The organism is Streptococcus infantis (genome assembly GCF_001579645.1).
Taxonomy (GTDB): domain Bacteria; phylum Bacillota; class Bacilli; order Lactobacillales; family Streptococcaceae; genus Streptococcus; species Streptococcus infantis_E.
On record NZ_KQ970825.1, the window covers coordinates 84,770 to 103,570 of the forward strand.

16 protein-coding genes are annotated in these 18,801 nt (G+C 36.6%); all 16 read left to right on the forward strand.

Annotated elements, in window-relative coordinates; genetic code table 11:
- On the forward strand, positions 1 to 2,543 hold a 2,543-nt coding region (locus SINDD18_RS09810; protein ID WP_241497371.1), incomplete at its 5' end, for a phage tail tip lysozyme.
- A gap of 12 nt (positions 2,544 to 2,555) precedes the next feature.
- The gene (locus SINDD18_RS09815; protein WP_061863980.1) at positions 2,556 to 3,236 is read left to right on the forward strand and encodes a hypothetical protein; all 681 of its coding nucleotides are present in this window, start codon (positions 2,556 to 2,558) and stop codon (positions 3,234 to 3,236) included.
- A gap of 10 nt (positions 3,237 to 3,246) precedes the next feature.
- Positions 3,247 to 3,486, forward strand: a complete 240-nt coding sequence (locus tag SINDD18_RS09820; protein ID WP_061863981.1) for a hypothetical protein — start codon at positions 3,247 to 3,249, stop codon at positions 3,484 to 3,486.
- Positions 3,479 to 4,375 carry a hypothetical protein gene (locus SINDD18_RS09825; protein ID WP_061863982.1) on the forward strand — a complete coding sequence of 299 codons (897 nt, stop codon included), beginning with the start codon at positions 3,479 to 3,481 and terminating at the stop codon, positions 4,373 to 4,375. Before SINDD18_RS09820 ends, SINDD18_RS09825 begins: the two co-directional genes overlap by 8 nt.
- A 1-nt stretch (position 4,376) precedes the next feature.
- Positions 4,377 to 4,925 carry a DUF3801 domain-containing protein gene (locus SINDD18_RS09830; protein WP_049503666.1) on the forward strand — a complete coding sequence of 183 codons (549 nt, stop codon included), beginning with the start codon at positions 4,377 to 4,379 and terminating at the stop codon, positions 4,923 to 4,925.
- Positions 4,922 to 6,757 (forward strand): VirD4-like conjugal transfer protein, CD1115 family, encoded by a 1,836-nt coding sequence (locus SINDD18_RS09835; protein WP_061863983.1) that lies wholly within the window; start codon positions 4,922 to 4,924, stop codon positions 6,755 to 6,757. Before SINDD18_RS09830 ends, SINDD18_RS09835 begins: the two co-directional genes overlap by 4 nt.
- A 12-nt stretch (positions 6,758 to 6,769) precedes the next feature.
- A complete protein-coding gene (locus tag SINDD18_RS09840) occupies positions 6,770 to 8,119 on the forward strand; it encodes a hypothetical protein (RefSeq protein ID WP_061863984.1) in 1,350 nt (449 codons plus the stop codon).
- 11 nt (positions 8,120 to 8,130) lie between these two features.
- Positions 8,131 to 12,828 carry a PBECR4 domain-containing protein gene (locus tag SINDD18_RS10645; protein ID WP_061863985.1) on the forward strand — a complete coding sequence of 1,566 codons (4,698 nt, stop codon included), beginning with the start codon at positions 8,131 to 8,133 and terminating at the stop codon, positions 12,826 to 12,828.
- A 48-nt stretch (positions 12,829 to 12,876) separates the two neighbouring features.
- Positions 12,877 to 13,185 (forward strand): hypothetical protein, encoded by a 309-nt coding sequence (locus SINDD18_RS09850; RefSeq protein ID WP_061863986.1) that lies wholly within the window; start codon positions 12,877 to 12,879, stop codon positions 13,183 to 13,185.
- A 219-nt stretch (positions 13,186 to 13,404) separates the two neighbouring features.
- The gene (locus SINDD18_RS09855) at positions 13,405 to 13,773 is read left to right on the forward strand and encodes a plasmid mobilization protein (protein WP_061863987.1); all 369 of its coding nucleotides are present in this window, start codon (positions 13,405 to 13,407) and stop codon (positions 13,771 to 13,773) included.
- Positions 13,764 to 15,437 carry a helical hairpin domain-containing protein gene (locus SINDD18_RS09860; RefSeq protein WP_061863988.1) on the forward strand — a complete coding sequence of 558 codons (1,674 nt, stop codon included), beginning with the start codon at positions 13,764 to 13,766 and terminating at the stop codon, positions 15,435 to 15,437. Before SINDD18_RS09855 ends, SINDD18_RS09860 begins: the two co-directional genes overlap by 10 nt.
- A gap of 72 nt (positions 15,438 to 15,509) precedes the next feature.
- A complete protein-coding gene (locus SINDD18_RS09865) occupies positions 15,510 to 16,025 on the forward strand; it encodes a hypothetical protein (RefSeq protein WP_061863989.1) in 516 nt (171 codons plus the stop codon).
- Positions 16,022 to 16,384 carry a hypothetical protein gene (locus SINDD18_RS09870; protein WP_061863990.1) on the forward strand — a complete coding sequence of 121 codons (363 nt, stop codon included), beginning with the start codon at positions 16,022 to 16,024 and terminating at the stop codon, positions 16,382 to 16,384. The genes SINDD18_RS09865 and SINDD18_RS09870 overlap by 4 nt, the downstream gene beginning before the upstream one ends.
- A gap of 177 nt (positions 16,385 to 16,561) precedes the next feature.
- Positions 16,562 to 17,380 carry a ParA family protein gene (locus SINDD18_RS09875; protein ID WP_061863991.1) on the forward strand — a complete coding sequence of 273 codons (819 nt, stop codon included), beginning with the start codon at positions 16,562 to 16,564 and terminating at the stop codon, positions 17,378 to 17,380.
- Between the two features lie 40 nt (positions 17,381 to 17,420).
- A complete protein-coding gene (locus SINDD18_RS09880; protein ID WP_061863992.1) occupies positions 17,421 to 17,645 on the forward strand; it encodes a hypothetical protein in 225 nt (74 codons plus the stop codon).
- Positions 17,646 to 17,685: 40 nt separating this feature from the next.
- Entirely contained in the window at positions 17,686 to 18,546 is an 861-nt protein-coding gene (locus SINDD18_RS09885) for a Fic family protein (RefSeq protein WP_061863993.1), read from the forward strand.
- The last annotated feature ends 255 nt before the right edge of the window (positions 18,547 to 18,801 follow it).

Consider the following 18,801-nt stretch of genomic DNA (forward strand, 5'->3'; position numbering starts at 1 on the left):
GAGCCAAAGTCAAAAAAATCCAAAAAGAGTATAAGAATATCCAGAAAAAGGGAAGAGAGCTTCGGAAAGAAGGGAAAGCCCTTCGTCCAGAAGATATCAAGAAGCAGGCTTTTCTTAAGCAGGAATTGGATAAAGCAAAGCTAGAGAAAAAAGTTTCTAAAAAAACTTATAAAGTTGCTCAAGAGGCTAACGGTGGATCACGGAAGAAGAAGTTTCTTCGTGCGGCCAAACAATCTGTAGAACGAGTTTCTAATCAACAGGCTAGTTCTACAGCTCATCAGGATGATACCCTTTCAGATATAGCACGAACTAAGAATCAGTATCAAGATATACAGATTCAAGGAAAACGTATTAAAACGATTGGGAAGTATAGCGGTAAGCTTGGCCAAGGAGTAGTTAAATCAAGCTATGGTCTAGGAAATAGATTCTACAATAAGGCTAAAGGGAGAGGCTTCACTCGAACCCCAAGAGAATTTTCTTGGGAAGGGAAGTTATCTCGACAGATACAGGCTTATAGAAAACGCTTAGCTGCATCTAAGACAGGGAAGGCTGCTAAGAAGGCTAGAAAGGTCTATCGTTTTGGATCTAAACCAATTAAAGCTATTATCAAAAATCCTTTTGGCTTTAAGGCTTATCTGATTGCTTTTGGTCTGCTTTTGTTTCTGGCAATACTTGGTATTGGTAGTTCAGGAATTACCCGTCAAGATGAGTTTGATATGAATGATACCTGGTTGTATATTTCAAAATTGGATCGTGAAAAATCGAATGATAAGGTAGATTATTGGACAAAAATTGATGATCCACTTTTGTACTTGAATTATAAGTATGATGATATTTCAGATAAACTTCGTATAGACGGGAACAAGTATCTTTCGCAAAATAATCGAGGGAAGCTTTACTTAGATACCTTATGGAAGAATTTGAATGGGGATAAAGATAATCTTAAAACAATGGAAGATCTTTATACAAAAAATGACCTTTACAAGTTGAGTGAGGATGAGTTAGAAGAGTATAAAGAACTCTTAGAAATTGCTCGAGATAGTGGAAAATATATGTTGCTACAAGAGCTAGATAATCCATTTTATACAGAAGATCAGCTTGAATCAGAAGCTCCCCTTCAGATTATTGAGCGCTTTGGTTATAAAACTAAGAAGGAGATCTTTAATGGTTCTGTTTTGCAAGCCACAGGTGGGCAAACTCTATTAGCAGTTCTAGATGGGAAAGTTGAAGTAAATGGTAATGATATAGAAATCAGTGATGAGAATTCCAAGTTCCTGTATAAGAATGTAGATACGATTCGTTACAAAACAGGAGATCATGTTAAATCTGGAGATATAATTGGAAAGGTCGCATCTGAAGGAAATCAAACGGTTTATTATCAAAAACTAGAACCTGATCGTTCAAATAAGAAAGACAAAGATGGTAATGTTGAAAAGAGTTGGACTTATGTCAATGTCGGTTTTTACTTCCAGCGTGTAGAGTACACACAAGCAACGTCTGTTGTGAGTAGCATTGAAACATCTGGAGAGAAAGGAAAACGTGCGAGAGCTTTTGCAGAAGCGATCAAAAAAAATATACCAGAAGCAACAGATGAAGGAATTGCAGCCGTTTTGGGTGGATATGATATTGAGAGTTCCATAACTTTTAAACGTTATGAAACAGACTATCTAACAAATAATCAGTTTGATAAAATTGCTAAAGAACCAACTGCAGAAAATCTAGTTGGTAACTGGGATGCTTTCCAAGCTATGTATCCAAATTTACGTTTAAATAAAAAAGAGTACATGGTCAATGGTTTACACTATATCGGGATCGGGATTGGCCAATTTACTGGACCTCGTGCTCTTTCATTGTGGAATTTTGCAAAAGATATGAATGGAGATATTTGGTCTGCGGAAGTTCAAACTAAATTCCTATTAGAAGCAGATGATCCAATTAGACGAGAAGCTTTTAAAAGAATTGTAACCTCAACAGCTTCCGTAGAAGCTCTTGCAGAGGATTTTTTGAATGCTTGGCTGGGAGTACCAGGTAATAAGCTTCTAGAACGACAAACTGCAGCTCGTCAATGGCTAAATTTCTTAAAAAATAAAGGAGGAGGTTCAACAGGAGTTTCGAGCCAACAAGTTCCAGCAGAGTATAAAGACAAACTTCCATATGGACTCCCTACCGATCAAGCAATTCTAGAGGGTCAAGGTTATCCAGGTAATGCCTATACACTAGGAAATTGTACTTGGTATGTCTATAACCGTTTTGCGCAGATTGGGATTGGAATTTATCCCTATTTAGGCAATGCTAATCAATGGGTTGATAGTGGTCAAGCTCAAGGATATGAAATTTCAACGACTCCTAAACCAGGTTCTGCAGTTGTATTCATGAATGGTGTAGCTGGAGCATCACCAATCTATGGTCACCTTGGATTCTGTGAGTATGTTAATAGTGATGGTAGCTTCTTAATTTCAGAAATGAACTTTGCTGGTTTATACCTAATGACTTGGCGAACCTTGACACCACAATTAGGCATCTATTTTGTTACCCCTAAATAAGAAAGGAAAAGAATGTATAATCAAAAGTTAATCAAAATGGTAAAGGGACTCCTTATCGGAGTCGCTGCCGTTTTATGTATTATCCTGGGCTATTCTATTGCTCAAGTACAACAGAATTTGAGACAGAATAGTCAAGTTCAGGAAGAGGCGAAGCAAAAACCAGAAGAGAAACAGCAGGAAAAATTATCTCTTACTGAACAGCAGGTCGAGGACTTTCTAATTGCTTACTATACCAAAAAGGATTTAGAAGAGAATCGTCCACGCTATAAGCCTTTTATGACTGATTCTATGTATCAGGAAACCATTCAAGAAGAACAAAAGCCAGTTAACCAGACCTATAAGGGATATGTGGTTGACCAATCTTATGAATCAGGCTCTATCTACATTGATAAAACACATAAAGTTGCGTTGGCTCAGATTCAATATTCTAGCACAAATTTAGCAGAAAAAGATAATCGAGATTCTAAGGGGCTTACTGGTATCACTAAGGCTACTATTCGATTGACCTATTTAGAACAATCAGGTAAACTATTGGTCAATAAAATTGAGCCTATTGTCCTGACTGAAGCAAAAGGGCAAAGTATAGGCACCTATTCAGATACTAGCAGTTCAAGCTCGACTCCAGTATCCTCTTCATCAACCACAACATCTACATCCTCTGAACAAACAACCGCAACCAGTAGTAACCAATAAGGAGAATTGAATGAATAAAAAAATAGAACAACTTGAAGCTAAGCTTGAGAAAGTCAGAAGAGAGAAGGAAAAAGCGCAACGTCAAAAAGAAGCAGCAGATGAAAAAATCAAGAATTACATAAATCAAGAAAAAGATTTTGAAGCGCAGCTTTTTGTGGCACTATCAGAAGAAAGTGGCTTATCCTATCAGGAAATGAAGGAACTCATTCTTCCAGCCTTATCAAGTAACCAAGGAGAGAACCATGTATAAAATTATCAATCAACTGACTAATCAAGAGGAAACATTTGAGTACCGAGATGAGTTGTTATCAAGGCTAGAAATCATCAATGAGCGAATGAAGAGTAATAGAATAACCGGAATCTATCGACTTTATTCACTCAATTCTGAAGGTGAAATCTTACAAGAAGAGAGGCTTGAAATACCTTTTGTTGGAATCATTGATCAGTTGCTGGAAAATTTTGGTACGAGTGTTGGGAAGGAAAAGAAAGGTTTTCTTCATTTTTTAGCAAAACATAAAGAAAAGAAGTCCTCACAAGGCATACCAGAACCCCAACCCGAGCTCCAACTAGAACCAGATCCTGAACTAGAAAATCTAACGGTAAAGAAAGAGGCGAATATGGCTCGTCAAAGAATTGCTGAGCTAGTTTCTCAGAAGCCTAAAGATGAGGTTAGAGAGGAAGTGCCTTTGGAAGATAAAATTACCTATTCTTCTAGTGAATGGACTACAGATCATTTCAGTAGATTAGATGAAAATGAGGAAGAACGAGTAGAACCTTCACAAGATGAAAATACACAGGATGTAGCTACAGAAGAAGTAGCACCAGTTGTTGCTACATTTAGTCAGAAAGGGAATAAAACGCTTCCTAATCAAAGGGCTGAATCTTCCTTCTCTCTTTCTCATGCAGCTGCAGTAAATGTGCCTTCAGAGGTTATTGATAGCTTTGAGGCTCAGACGGTTACTTATAAGCAATCTATTAAAAATAAAATCAAATCTAACGAAGATTTTATCAAGGAAGCAAATGCGGAAATTGCTCAGTGCCAAAATAGGATCGATGAGTTGCAACAACAGATTCTTGCGAAAGACTCTCAAGCTACTCAATTGAAGGATCTTTATTTCAAAATTGAAGAGGTGAGCTAAAATGGAACAAGAACAAGTTGTAGCCCAGTTAGGACGGGCAACTCTTGTGACAGGAGAAGTAATCTTAAAAGGACTCTTCCTGGTGAGCTCTAAAGCAGTTGAAATGTATCAAGCCAGAGGAGAGAATGTAGTCTTTACTGGTGATACAGACTGGAATAAATTCATGGCAACAGCAGATGCAAAAGAAGTCCAGCAATTACTACATAATGAAGTCAATCTCGAGGCAGTTCGAAAAGAACTGGGCCAATACGGGATTGGCTTTTCTTTTTATACTCATCCAGATGGAAAGACAACCCTTGCTTTTAATGCAAAAGATAAAGGTGTTGTTGAACAAGCCTTTAAGGATGTCCTAGAAGGCATCACAAGAGATCCTAAAGGATTCAATGAGCGAAACCTTAAAAATGGAAAAACGACTTCTTTTGAGGAAAAATTGAAACATTTTAAAGCAGTTGAACAAGAGAAAATTAACTCTCTCCAGGTAAACATTCATACGAAGGAGTTTGTTCTTCCGGAAAATATCGAACCACAGATTGGAGGGAAAATGAAGTGATTACAGAAAAGAAGAAACGGAGACTTAGACCATATTTGTTGTTAGGATTAGGCCTATTTTATCTATTTCATTGGCTTTTTAAACTGTGGCTGTTAGCACCAGATACCGATTCAGTAACGGATGTATTTGGTCTTGGAAAGCTTAACTGGATGAGCGACCATCTGGGCGATAAATCTTGGTTTGATTTTCAATTCACATCAACTTCTTTATTGATTGGTATGAGTGGGTTTTTGATTGCTTTTCTGTTGTATTTAAGAGTAACAGATACAGGTACATACAGGTATGGGGAGGAACATGGATCAGCTCGCTTTGCAACTAAAGAAGAGTTGATGAGATTCCGAGATGAAGAACCTGAAAAGAATATGATTTTCACTCAAAATAGCCAGATGGGACTATTTAATAACCGATTGAGCTTTGAAAATCAGATCAATAAGAATATTTTGGTGTATGGTGGTACAGGGGATTCAAAGACTCGTAGTGCTGTAAAACCAAATATTTTACAAGGCAATTCTAGTTTTGTAACCACAGATACCAAAGGGATTCTGATTCATGAAACAGGGAAGTCACTTGTAGAAAAAGGCTATAAGATGAAGATTTTTGATTTGATTACTTTCTTGAATTCAGATGGTTTCAACGTCTTTAGATATATTCATAATGAAATGGATATAGACCGAGTGGCAGAAGCTATTACAGAGTCTCTCAACAAAAATGGTCATGAGGGTGATCCTTTTTGGCCAGCAGCCAATAAACTCCTGATGCGTTCTCTAATTGGCTATCTTTATTTTGATGGTAAGCTCGATCACTATCTGCCTAATTTAGGGCAGGTTACAGATATGATTCGAGAATTGAGAAGAAATCATCCAGAAGCGGAGAGTCCTGTTGAATTGATGTTTGAAGACCTGGAGAGAAGGAGCCCAGGGAATTATGCTAGTAGGCAGTGGGATCTATTCAATAAAAACTTTGATGGCCAAACACGGGCTTCTGTTTATGCTATCTTTGCAACAACCTTCTCAGTATTTGATCATGAGCAACTAAGAAAGATTATTGAAAAGGATACACTCGAGATTGAAAAATGGAATATTGAGAAAACAGCAGTTTTTATTCATATTCCAGAAGTGGATCCAGCTTACCAGTTCTTATCTGCCCTTCTCTTTAGTACCATTTTTGATGTGCTAATAAAAACTGCAGATGCAGTTATATTAGGTGAGCATCCAACAAAGACCAAGGAAGACTTATTGCATCTACAGGTGTGGGCGGATGAGTTTGGTCAGATTGGGAAGATTCCTAATTTACCACCAATTATCTCAGTTATTCGTTCTCGAGAGATTTCTATCAAGATGATGGTACAATCTCAAAGCCAGATTGAAGTATTATATGGTAAAGAAAATACTAAGACGATTATCAATAACTGTGGTGCTATTCTTTATTTAGGTTCAAATGACTTAGACACGCTTAAGTACCTATCTGAGCGATCAGGGAAGCAAACTCTGAATGATCAGAATTATAGTGAGAGCAGAGGAAGAAATGCCAGCAGCTCTAAGCAGAACTCTAAAATTGGTCGAGAACTGTTGACACCGCATGAGGTGGCCACGATTGGAACAACAGAAGCCCTACTCTTCCTATCCAAACAAAATGTCTTTCGAGATCAAAAATTTAACCTGGATACGCATCCAAGAGCCAATCTCCTAAGCAATGGCCCAAACGATGACAATTGGTATAGATATAAGCGCTATCTGAGCGATATTGATGAGTGGAAAGACCAGGTTGGGGAAGAAAATGTTATTCATATTGGAATTAAGGAAGTTGAGGAAGTTCCTCTCAGAGTTAGTTAGAAAGGATAAAGAATGAATACATTACCACAAAAACAATTTAAACGAATGAAGCGTGAAGTTGAGGAGGAGACTGCACGAGGGATTGGTTATTTTGAGGGGATTTTAGAACATATCCCTTCTTACCCTCTCTCTGAGGCAGTAAAAGAATTAGCTTTAGCTGGTTGGATTACACCTCATACAGATGTCGTTGATGTCCAAAATATGATTGTTACAGAATCCATAAAATGGATGAATTATCAAGATTTCAAAGAAGTTGCTCCCTATTTATTTTCATATCCTCGAGAGCAAAGAGAGAAAGATTTATTGGTTCGACCAGTGAAGATTTCCAGAGAGTATTTTGAGGAATTGAAGGCCAATGCAGAAGAATTATTTCACTTGAAGCAAGACTTGCTTCAGGTTAATGATAAATTAGATGCTAGGATCCAGGAATTGGAGATGGATCAGCTACCAAATGGCGATCAGGTCATTGGAGTTGATCTAGAAGCTGAGGAGGTATTGTTACTACGAACTCCAGAAAATGCTCAGGTTGAGGAGTGGGAGGTTCGTAAAGATGGCTTGATTACTGATTATCGTTCCAATATTTCAGAATCAGCTCAAATTGTGGATGCTTTGCTTGAAATGAAAAATTCGGAGATTGATACCATTCTCTACGAAGAAGTAATCAACTATTCTAAGAAAACTTGGCCAGATTCGGAGCCAATTCAACTTCCAGAAAATATCAAGGAACTGTTAAATCAAGAAGCTAGGCTAGATCCTTCATACTACCAAATAGCACGGTTTGAAACATTAAGACAAGCCTATATTTATGGGATGATTTCACCTAGCTTCCAGGAACATTTCCCTCATTATTCAGATTTCGTTAGGAATTATGTCGAAGATAGGGAAGAATACGAATTTTTCGATTATCGTACAGAAGCAGTCTCTCTAGCTCAAGAAATTTTAGTCCCCCGTTTAGACGATATTAATCAGATTTTAAGTACGGACAATCAGGAGTTAATCGTTCAAGAAGTCACTGGATATTCTCAGGGTGAAAGCTGGGAACTAGCTTATTTACGGGATACAAAGACGGAAGATAGAGAATCTGTTCAGTTCTATCTTGAAAGTGAGATTGGAGCTTGGTATAAGGGGAGTTTAACAGAGTTGGCTGTTATCCGCTTTGATGATATTGATCTAGAGAAAGGATTTAATGGCCATCAGGAAGCAGTCTATCATATCGATGAGAACCTATTAGTTCATGATAAGCTAAAACAAGCTCAACTCCATTTTCCTGATTTAAACCGTTTTGTAGAAGCAGAAGAACTTGAGAGAGAACAGACACAAGATATAGTCGCAGAAAAAGAAGGGCCAGAATTTTCATTGTAGGGAGGTAACAGATGGCATTAAGTAAAGAAGAAGCCAAAAGATTATCTATTATTTCTGTTGCAGAGCAACTAGGCATAGAGTTAAAGCGTACAGGAAGCCATAGTTATACCTGGACAGAGCACGATTCATTTGTGATCGATGCAAGAAAAAATGAATTTCACTGGAATTCAAGAACTGAATTTGGAGATGTCATTCAGTTAGTACAATCCATAAAAGGAGTTTCTTACAAAGAAGCGATGCATTTTTTGGAAACTGGAGAATTTAAGCCAGTTAATGCCGAAGTTCAGATGGCTCCAAAAGAGCCGTTTCACTATAATTTGGAAAGATATGAGAATCAGGATTTTAGCGCCTCTAGGGGCTATTTAAAGACCCAGAGAGGCCTTTCAGATGATACGATTAATTTCTTTATTAGCCAGGGGAGTATGGCAGAGGCAACCCGAAAAAAAGGAGGCTATTTCGAGCCTGTGATTGTCTTTAAATATAAAGACAACACGGGCTTTTTAGCTGGCGCTAGTCTCCAGGGAATAGTAGAGAATCGAGTGCATTATCCAGAACGTGGGCGCTTAAAACAAATTATGAGAAATTCAGACGGACAACTAGGATTTTCAATTGATATTGGTACTCCTAAACGTTTGGTATTTGCGGAAGCTCCAATCGATCTAATGAGTTACTATGAGCTTCATAAGGATACTCTTCAGGATGTCCGCTTAGTAGCTATGGATGGAATCAAAGATGGTATCATTAGTCGAAGATTTATGGAATTATATACCGAGATGAACGGTAAATCCTATCAAGTGGATCAGAATGTTGGAAAAGCGCTAGAAACTGTCGTTAGAACAACGAATTATTTTAAAGATGGTCAGCATCAGGATATGATAACCTTAGCTGTAGATAATGATGCAGCTGGTCATAATTTTATCACTCGATTGCAGGAAAAGGGGATCCCAGTACAGATTGCGATTCCTCCTATTGTTAAGGAAAATCAGGAAAAGGAAGATTGGAATGATTTCCTGAAAAGAGGGGATGAAGTTTCTAAGGATCTGGCGCACGTTTACATAGCAGATGAAAAGTCCTGGCATTACCAGGGCTTTTTTGAGAAGGAAATAGCTCTTGCAAAAGTGCAAGAGCTAACTGCAGATGATGTAAAAGCCTTTGTGTCAGATAGGCAATTGACAAGGGAAGAAGTCCGTCAAGAATATCAAACAATTATTAATCAAGAGAGAGGAAGAGAAAATACTATGTCAGAATTGAATGAGAATGGGACTAAGTATGAAGCAGAGGATGTACCAAGTATTCCCAAAAAAGATGACGGATTCGTTATTCAACCTGAAACACAGGATATAATTGATTCCGGAGCGGTCAAACAATGGGCTAAATATCCCAATATCTACTTCGTAAAAGGGCTACGGTTTGTAGCTCTAGAAATGACAAAAGAAGGAAAATTTGAACAATCATCTCAATATCTCCCTAAAACGGAGGAGGAAGAAGAGGTGGTAAATAAGTTACTGGCTAAACAAAAAAAGCAAGATGAAGTAGTTCTTGAAGAAATTCAGAGTACAGAAAAAGCTCCTGAGAGTTCTCAGGAGCAAATGAATGATAGGGCCAGTGGTGGAGAGGGCTATTCACAGCCTGATGCTGTAGGCAGTGCCGAACCTGAAGCTGAATCATCAGCAACCTTTGAGCAAACTGTTACCAGTCACCCGACATCACCCTATCGTTACTTACATTTTAGCACAACTTTTGAGGAAGTGCAACGAAGACAATCGAAATACCATCCAATTACATCTGATGATTTGAAAAGAATGAATCAGTACGCTGGTTCTATTCAGAAATCATCTCAATGGTATTTAAAGGAATTAGCGAATAGTAAAATCTATTATTTCTATTCCAATAATGGAGAGGTGAGTTTGCTAGATGTTAATTTTAAACGAGAAAACTTTTTACACTTAACAGGAATCAGGCCAGTTGTTCCAGGTAGAAATGCTGGAGATTTTGTAGTCGATTTTGCTGAGGGAAGGGGAGACTATAATCAAATACTGGTTAGTAATAGTCTAAAAGAAAAATTACAAGTTATTCCTATGTTAGAGGATATTCTTGATCCTAAATCGTTTGTTTTGGATAACTTAGATGAAGTAAGAATTGCACAACGACTTAACTTTTCAGAAGCTATTAAGAGTAAAGACGAGGATTTCTTACTTCTTTTCAAAGATATAGGAGATGAACGTGTCCCTGCATCTCTCATGAAAATTAAGAGAGATCTAAGAGTTGATGTAGAGAAAACTAAGGAAAAAGTTATTCTTGGTGTTTTCCGTGAACGTGATGGCCATATTGAACAGTTATCTATCAATGAGGATTATGTCAAGGATAGAGGTAATGAGTTGGAAACCATTTTGAAAGATGGCTTGTTTGAAGAAATCAAGCCTGATACAACTAAAGAAATTGAACAAACAACGCCAGAGAACACACTGAATAGCCCCCTACTTGATTCGGCTACGTTTACTCAAGTCTTAGATACTGTCTATAATTTAGGTGTGCCAGGTGACATCTCAAAAACTCCAGAAGAATTTCATCAAGCATGGAATCAGTATCTTGACTATGCGAAGCGGTACAATGATAAATTTGACCAGATTGTTGCTGCAGCTGGAGAAGATAATCTCCTGGATAAAAATTCAGACTTTTATAAAGAGTGGAAACAAGATCATATCTATAAGGAGAACTACCATGTACGCCTTCAATGGGCTGAGGAGCGCCCAGATGGGCCTAAATTGCCCTTTAAAGAAACAGAGCTGATACCTTATCAAGATTTTGCTAGAGAGCTTTACAAGGCCAATCAGAGCTTCTATCAGCTATATCAGGAAGGGCTAAAACAAGTGACTGGTGGTCATCCAGAAGCCTACATCTCTCCAACTAAGATCCAGTTTAGTATCTACGCTCCTGATGGTGAACTTATTCAGGATAGCATCCGTTACAATATCGGTGAGGAGATTAACCCCATCGCTCACAAAGAAAGACTTGGAACACGAGAAATGAGAGAGTACCCAGAATTGATGAAGATAGATGGGGCCATATTCACTCCGTATTATCTGGAGAGATTGACGAGTGAGTTAGATATTTCTCAGTTCAGTTACGCTTTGGAAGATACTCCTTATGCCGATCAACTTTTATCCCAAGTACCTTATGGAGTGTTAGAAAACAGCCCGATTGGTTTTTCGGATAGTAGTCATGATAGTCGTCTAGGATTTATTTCTTTTGATGGAATGGATAGTGTTGAGGTCGAAAATTTATCTGCTTGGTTTGAGAAGTTGGGAGTTAAGGATTCTCCAATGGAACAAGTAGCTCTTGTAGAAAAATGGCAAAAAGAAATTAAAGATTTATCAGAAAAAGTTGAACAAACCATCGAAAACATTCGGGATGAATTTGAACAAACACAAGTCAAGAATTTGCAAAATACACCAGATAATCCATACGAAAAAATTTATCAGTATAACCGAAAAGATGAGAGAGATCGTGATTTGGATGGTGATGGTATTTCCAATTCTGATGAGATGTTGCAAGGAACAGATCCATACAATGCTGCTTCTAACCTTCATAAAAAGCAGGAAGATCGAGAAAGAAGGACAGATGCTGAAGTGGCTGCAGGAGCTATTATTACCGAAGCAGTTGCTACTAAAAAATCAGAACAAACTATTTCCCAGTTGGTTTCAAATAAAGATACAAAAGCTTTGGCTGAGCATTTGAAAGAGGGAATGAAGAACTATTTGGACTCAGAACAGTTTAGATCGTTCTTGGATACGATGAGTAAGTTTCATAACTACTCACTTAACAATATTCATTTTCTGAAGATGCAGAATCCTAATGTTTCCCAAGTCGCAAGTTTTAACAAATGGAAAACGGATTTTGAAAGAACAGTCAAAAAGGGTTCTAAAGCTCTGAAAATTTGGGTTCCGTATCAAGTGAAAACTAAGATTTCTGCTAATCAAAATGAGTTGAGTTTTTCTCCATCTGAGAATGAAATGGAAGAGAAGGAAGTCACAGTTACTCGATTCAAGTTAGGGAATGTCTTTGACGTCTCTCAAACAGAAGGAAAAGAATTGCCAAAAGCAATTAATGAATTGACTGGTTCTGTTAAAGATTATGAAGATTTATATCGAGCAGCTAAAGCAGTTTCGATGGATAATCATGTCTCTATCAGTTTTGAAGATATTAAAAGAGAAAGCGCAAATGGTTATTACTCTCCAGATGAAAATCGAATTGTCATTTCAAAAGGATTGAAGGGGCAAGAACATATTCTAAAAACAATTTTTCATGAAATGGCTCACTCAGATTTACATAGAGGAACGAATGCACAATATGGTGATGACCAATATCGTAAGCAAGAACTACAAGCTGAAAGTGTAGCTTATGTCGTAGCTAATCATTTTGGTTTTGATACTAGTAGTTACAGTTTTGGATATTTAGCTATCTGGGCGAAGGATAAAAATGGCTTTGAAGATATGGTAGAACAACTGCAGATTGTTCAGAAAGAAGCCAAAAGTTTGATTGAACGGATGGATGCCAAGTTAGAACTAGTGAAAAATAAAAGCGTAAAGAAAGATAAATTTGCAGATAAACTTCAACAGGCAAAAGAAAAATCTGAGCAGTTAGGTAGTCAAAAGGCGGAGGCTGTAAAGCAGGTGGAAGAAAAAAAGTCCCTGAGCAGCCCTCAATAATGGAGGCGATAACCCGCAGAAAGAAAAACAAAAAAGGAGAAACAGAAGATGATTGAAAATCTAAGACAAGAAACCTTTGATATTTTGATGGAGATATTTTTTGAGGATGAGACTACAGATTCGCCCAAAGTGAATGAAGTTAATCAGCACATTTCACGTAAAGAATGTCTCTATATTCTTCGTAGGGATATGCGAATTAAAACAAGCTATGAACTAGAAGAAGTAGAAATGTATCCAGTTGCGCTTAAAGAAATCGAGGAAATGAGTGACGAAAGATTTGAGCAACTTAGAGATGAAATATTAAAAATGAAGTTGCTTGATGGGATGGATTTTCTGTTGGAAACTTTAAAAGTTTAATCAAACTTTTCTCCTCGAAATAAATAAATTCCTGCTTGCAGGGATTAGGGGATTGGGGATTTCCCCAAAAATTTAAAAAGTCAAGAATGGTCAGGTGTGGCACTCTGACCATCTTTGACCTTTTTAAAAACAGCATTTGGGGACCCAAGTGCTAATCTTGCCAGAAGAAAAGGGGCTTAGCCCCTCAATCAAGAAACAGCAGATCAGAGGTGATGATTTTTGAAAAATGGAGAAAAACGAAAACGGATGATTCAGAAAAAAATCCGTTTGACGGAGGAGGAAGCTCGGTTTATTTCAACTAAAGTTGCAGAATCTGGGATGACAAATTTTAATGCTTTTGCTCGAATCATGTTGATTATGGGCGAGGTCAAAATTTTAAAATTTGAAGAATTGAGAGAACTGCGTAAGGAAATAAATCGAATAGGGGTCAATATAAATCAGGTCGCAAAAAAGGTAAACGAAGATGATCAAGTTAGCCTCAATGAATTGAGTCAGATTCTTGAATTGCAAAAACATTTGAAAGATACAGTCAGCCAGTTTATCCAAAAACAAGAAAATCAAACAAAGGAACAAGAGCGATGGTTGTAACAAAAGTTCTTCAGATAAAAGGAGTGGCATCTCTAGGAAGAGCTACAAAATATATTGAGGATGAAGCTAAGACGGTCGAGATGACAGACCTAAAAAGTCTGACAAATGCTTTGCACTATATTGAGAATCCCTCAAAAACAAGTTTACTGGAGAATGATGAAGTAGAGTTTCCAGCAGTGGTTAAAGATGGGCGAGTAGTCAAGCAACTTGTATCTACTTATGGAATTACAGATGCGAGTACAGCAACAGAAGAATTTCTTTTGACCAAAAAGAATGCGGCTCAACGAGCAGGAACAAAAGAATTAAATGATATTCAAAATCCGAATCGAGTTTTAGCACATCACATCATTCAATCATTTTCTCCTGAAGATGATTTAACTCCTCAAGAAATTCATGAGATTGGTCGTAAAACAATTTTAGAATTGACTGGTGGACAACATGAATTTGTCATAGCGACTCACATGGATAAGGGTCACATTCATAACCACATCATTTTCAATTCTACCAATTCTGTCACTTTAAAAAAATTTCGTTGGCAGAAAAATACTGCTAGAAGCTTATTCAATATTTCAAACAAGTATGCGGATTTGGCTGGCGCTAAAATTCTCAAAGAGAGATTATGGACTAATAGAAAAACCTATCATGCCTATCGACAAAAAAACTCTTTTCGTTATGAGATCAAATCACGCATAGATTTCCTTTTAAAACATTCAACCTCTTTAGAGGATTTTAAGATCAAGGCACGAGCTTTAAATCTAATAGTTGATACTTCAGGAAAGGAAATAAAGTATCGTTTGGCTGATCGAGATCAAACCAGAAATATTCGGGATCGCACTTTGTCAAAAAAAGGAAATTATTCTTTAGAGAAAATTTCTGAGAGAGTGATTGCCAACGAGGTGACTTTTTCAGTCAATGAAATAAAATCCGAATATGAAAAAATGGTAGCAGAACGAGAAGATGATTTTGAAATGAGAATCACAGTTGAAGAATGGCAGGTGATGGAAGAAACAAAAAATGGGATCTATCTTGAAATGGAATTTGGGATTAGAAATAAGGGAACCATTCTTATTCCAGCTCATCAAATTGAAAAATCAGAAGATGGATCTTATGAAATTTTTATCAGAAAAAATGATTTCTACTATTTTGTTAATCCTGAACACGCTGATAAGAATAGGTATATGAAGGGAGAAACAGTCGCTTCTCAGTTGTCGTATGATAACGGAGAAATGATTGTCCGTAAAAATCCGAAAATCTCCAGTTTGGATCAGCTTGTTCGTGAATATAATTATCTATCTGCTCATGGAGTGACAGAAGGACAGCAATTTGATGAATTGTTAAATCGTTTTGAAGAGGAACTGGAAGAAGTAGATAACTTGCTTGATAAATTAGATCAACGCTTGGGTGAGCTTAATAAAATTCAGTCTGCGTTTCTTGCATTGGAATCAAGCGATCCTCAGGAAGTGAAACTAGCTATTGATATTATGAAAGACTTGAGAGTAGATCCTAGCACTCGCAAAGCTGAGATTGATAAACTTGTTAAGGAGGCTACCTTTGAGCGCCAGGCTTTGTATCAACGAGTAGAATCAATTACAAAAGATTATAAGTTACATCAAGACATTGAGAAAAATGTGGAGCAGCGTAAGGATATAGAAACTTCATTGTAAAAAATAATTATAAACATATTGGCAAATATAATTATAGTGGTATAATAGAAGTATAGAAAAGGAGAAAATTATATGATTTTTCGGAATATTGTATTGTTTGTTGCAGGATTGTTTGACAAAGAGCAACAAAATATGACAGAAGAAGTTAAAATCTATGCTTACAAGTTAAGTATCACAGAGGGGAATATCCAAGTTGAAGAAATAGTGTTTAACACCTTAGAAAAGCAAAAAACATTTATTTTGAAACAAGACGGAGATTATAATGCTACTAAGAGAGTGGTTTATGACCTTAACTCACCTATTCCAGAAGGTAGCATCGCTGAGAAACGCGATAGTTTCATGTTTGGTAGAAGAACTTTGATGAAAGAGGAACTTGACGTAGTAAACCAGTTTATTATTTCTAATTATATTGATAACCTTATTGTCTATTATAGAGAGTTTTCTTTAGAAAAAGCTCTATCTGTACTTGCTAAATGTTTAGAGGAACGTATACGTATCATCCCTTTAAAAGAAAATAATGAGAAGTTGACAACTAAGATGCAAGATTGTGAGAAGTTTATTGCTGATGTAAAAGGAGGGGAAGTATGACAGTATTGTACTATTATCTTTTCCTAAACAAGGATATCTCGAAATCAATAAGAGAGAATATTCTTTATTCTGAGAGTGTATGGAAAGTGCCAGCAAATATTATTTATTGCTCTATCACGTTTATAGTTATTCCCTTATTTTGTTCTGAGCTTTTGCTATATCTCAATAACTGGATTTCTACGTCGTTAGTTGGTTCAGGAATGATTGAGAACAAAGTATTGCAGTTTATGTTAGCGTGCTTTCCAATTATTTCTGTCATTGATATAGTCGGTTTATTTGCTATTGCAATATCGGGAACTTTATTTTTAGTTTTTTATGCTGATATTGACGATATTGACGATATTGACATAGAACAATAATCATAAACTACTAGCTCACGTGAGGCAGTTGAAAAGATTGCTAAAAAACAAGGATACCTTATTAGTTTCTAACCTGAAAATTATTAAGTTTGCAGCCATCAAAGGAGCTTGTTGGTGGATAGATGGAGAAGAAACAATGTGTAGCCATTGCTATTACGGATGGAATGGAGAAATAGAATGAAAATTATTACTTTTGCGGCTATTAAAGGCGGTGTTGGAAAAACTACTTTAACTTTTAATTATGGGGAATGGTTGGCTAAGAAAGGTCATAAGGTTCTCTTTATAGACTTAGACCATCAGTGTAATTTGACTCAGTGTTACAATATCTATGAGAGCAAGAATACAATTGCCAATGCTTTTAAAGGAGGCGATGTGGATATTAAGCAAGTCAAGGAAAATATCAGTCTAATTCCAGGTTCAGTTCAGCTTGATACGGTGGAACGAGATCTGGAGAACAGCGATAAGAAAAATATGTTACTTTATCTTTGGCTAGAGGATAACTACGAAAAGAAAAAGTTGGATCAGTTTGACTATATCTTGATTGATTGTAGACCAGACTTTGCGACAGCTACTAAAAATGCTGTTGCGGTCAGTCACGCTATTATTAGCCCTTTGACTCCTTCAGAGTTTGGTTATAATGCCAAATTCAATCTATCAACTCGGTTAGAAGCATTCAGAAAGGATGTAATTGACTATCGTACAAGGGAATCATATATTACAGCAGAGCTTTATTTCCTAGCTAATATGATCCGGCCAAACTATGGGTCATCAAGAGAGTTACTGGAAGCCCTAGGACTTGAAGCTAAAGAAAAGGGAACAGATAACCTTCTAGGAATTGTACCAGCAAAAGAGTTATTCAATCATTCCACGATTGATAAAATCTCTATTGCAGATATGGAGAAGAATCCTGAACTTTATCAAAAACACAAAAAATTTTTCACTGAGCTGGAGCAGACTTTTTCAAAAATTTATGATACAATACAATTATATTTATAAATACAATTACAGTTATAAATATAATTAGAAGGAGATTGTTATGGCATTCACACCAAGAGAAAAAGAGATTTCGCAGATTATTGAAGCAACGCATCAACCTGAGCAGATTTCAGATGTAGGCAACTTTGAAAGTTTTGAACGCAAAAAGCAATTCCAGTTTACTTTGAAACCAAGCAATCGGAAAAAATTAGATGTAATTGCTAAAGCAGCCGGTGCAAAGTCTGCATCAGATTACCTTGATAGGTGGTTGGAAAGTTTACAATAAAAACAGATATAAATATATCTGTTTGCTACGAGGAGAAATTATGGATTTAATCACGAGACTCTTAGCAGAGAGAGAAGGAAAAGTACATGGTGGTATTTATGATATCACACAGAAACGCTTTGCTTATAATTCTAACCGGATTGAAGGAAGTCGTCTGACAGAAGAACAGACTAGCTTAATTTATGAGACAAAGACTATTGCAAATATTGATGCAAAAGGAATCAAAATTGATGATTTGGTAGAGATGAATAATCACTTTAAATGTTTTGATTATATCTTAGATACCGTTAATGAACCACTGACAGAGGACTATATTAAAACACTGCATCGTATTTTAAAAAGTGGAACAAGTTCTGAGTATAATCCAATAGCTCCAGTTGGTCGTTATAAAGTTTTACAAAATGAGGTAGGAAAAATTGCTACAGCTTCTGTTGAACAGACTGAGGAAGAGATGCTTTCTTTACTGATTGGCTATGACTTGAAAAAACAGAAAGATTTGGATTACTTAACAAGTTTTCATGCACAATTTGAAAGGATCCATCCTTTCGCAGATGGTAATGGTCGAATAGGTCGATTGCTCTTGTATAAACAGTGCTTGAAAGAAGGAAGTGTCCCCTTTATTGTAGACGATATTAATAAGGCGACTTATTATTCAGCGCTTGAAGCATTTCAGGTTCACGACAACAGACAGCCATTATTAGATTATTTCCGATCTGAGCAACTTTTTTATATGAATTATCTTAAAAACAAAGGATTTGAAGGAGCTATCAATGATGAGAAAGAGGGCGACTTCATAAAAAAGTCAGATAAATTTTCAACAAAACTGCAACAGTTTAAGCAAAAGGCAGAAGAAAACCGTCAAAAAAGCCAACTCAAAGAAGAGACGGGCTTATATTTATAACTATAAACATAATTGTAATTATATCCGTAAATGAATTTATTTTAACTCATTGTTTTGTTGCTAAATGAGTCATCTTAGTTATGAGATGATACTACTGTTAACTACCTAAAGTCTGGTTTAATACCAGGCTTTTATCTTTGCTGACAAAAAACATTTAAACTCTCGAACTAAAATCTTTATACTTTTTTATTATGATTTTAGTTGGGAGTGTTTTTATTTTGGATACAAAAATTATTGATGAAAGAGAATTTGTAG

Excerpts from the sequence above, each read along its gene's own strand:
- SINDD18_RS10645 (WP_061863985.1), top strand. The coding sequence starts at position 8,131 with ATGGCATTAAGTAAAGAAGAAGCCAAAAGATTATCTATTATTTCTGTT.
- SINDD18_RS09865 (WP_061863989.1), top strand. The coding sequence starts at position 15,510 with ATGATTTTTCGGAATATTGTATTGTTTGTTGCAGGATTGTTTGACAAA.
- SINDD18_RS09870 (WP_061863990.1), top strand. The coding sequence starts at position 16,022 with ATGACAGTATTGTACTATTATCTTTTCCTAAACAAGGATATCTCGAAA.
- SINDD18_RS09875 (WP_061863991.1), top strand. The coding sequence starts at position 16,562 with ATGAAAATTATTACTTTTGCGGCTATTAAAGGCGGTGTTGGAAAAACT.
- SINDD18_RS09885 (WP_061863993.1), top strand. The coding sequence starts at position 17,686 with ATGGATTTAATCACGAGACTCTTAGCAGAGAGAGAAGGAAAAGTACAT.
- SINDD18_RS09840 (WP_061863984.1), top strand. The coding sequence starts at position 6,770 with ATGAATACATTACCACAAAAACAATTTAAACGAATGAAGCGTGAAGTT.
- SINDD18_RS09850 (WP_061863986.1), top strand. The coding sequence starts at position 12,877 with ATGATTGAAAATCTAAGACAAGAAACCTTTGATATTTTGATGGAGATA.
- SINDD18_RS09815 (WP_061863980.1), top strand. The coding sequence starts at position 2,556 with ATGTATAATCAAAAGTTAATCAAAATGGTAAAGGGACTCCTTATCGGA.
- SINDD18_RS09860 (WP_061863988.1), top strand. The coding sequence starts at position 13,764 with ATGGTTGTAACAAAAGTTCTTCAGATAAAAGGAGTGGCATCTCTAGGA.
- SINDD18_RS09830 (WP_049503666.1), top strand. The coding sequence starts at position 4,377 with ATGGAACAAGAACAAGTTGTAGCCCAGTTAGGACGGGCAACTCTTGTG.
- SINDD18_RS09825 (WP_061863982.1), top strand. The coding sequence starts at position 3,479 with ATGTATAAAATTATCAATCAACTGACTAATCAAGAGGAAACATTTGAG.
- SINDD18_RS09880 (WP_061863992.1), top strand. The coding sequence starts at position 17,421 with ATGGCATTCACACCAAGAGAAAAAGAGATTTCGCAGATTATTGAAGCA.
- SINDD18_RS09820 (WP_061863981.1), top strand. The coding sequence starts at position 3,247 with ATGAATAAAAAAATAGAACAACTTGAAGCTAAGCTTGAGAAAGTCAGA.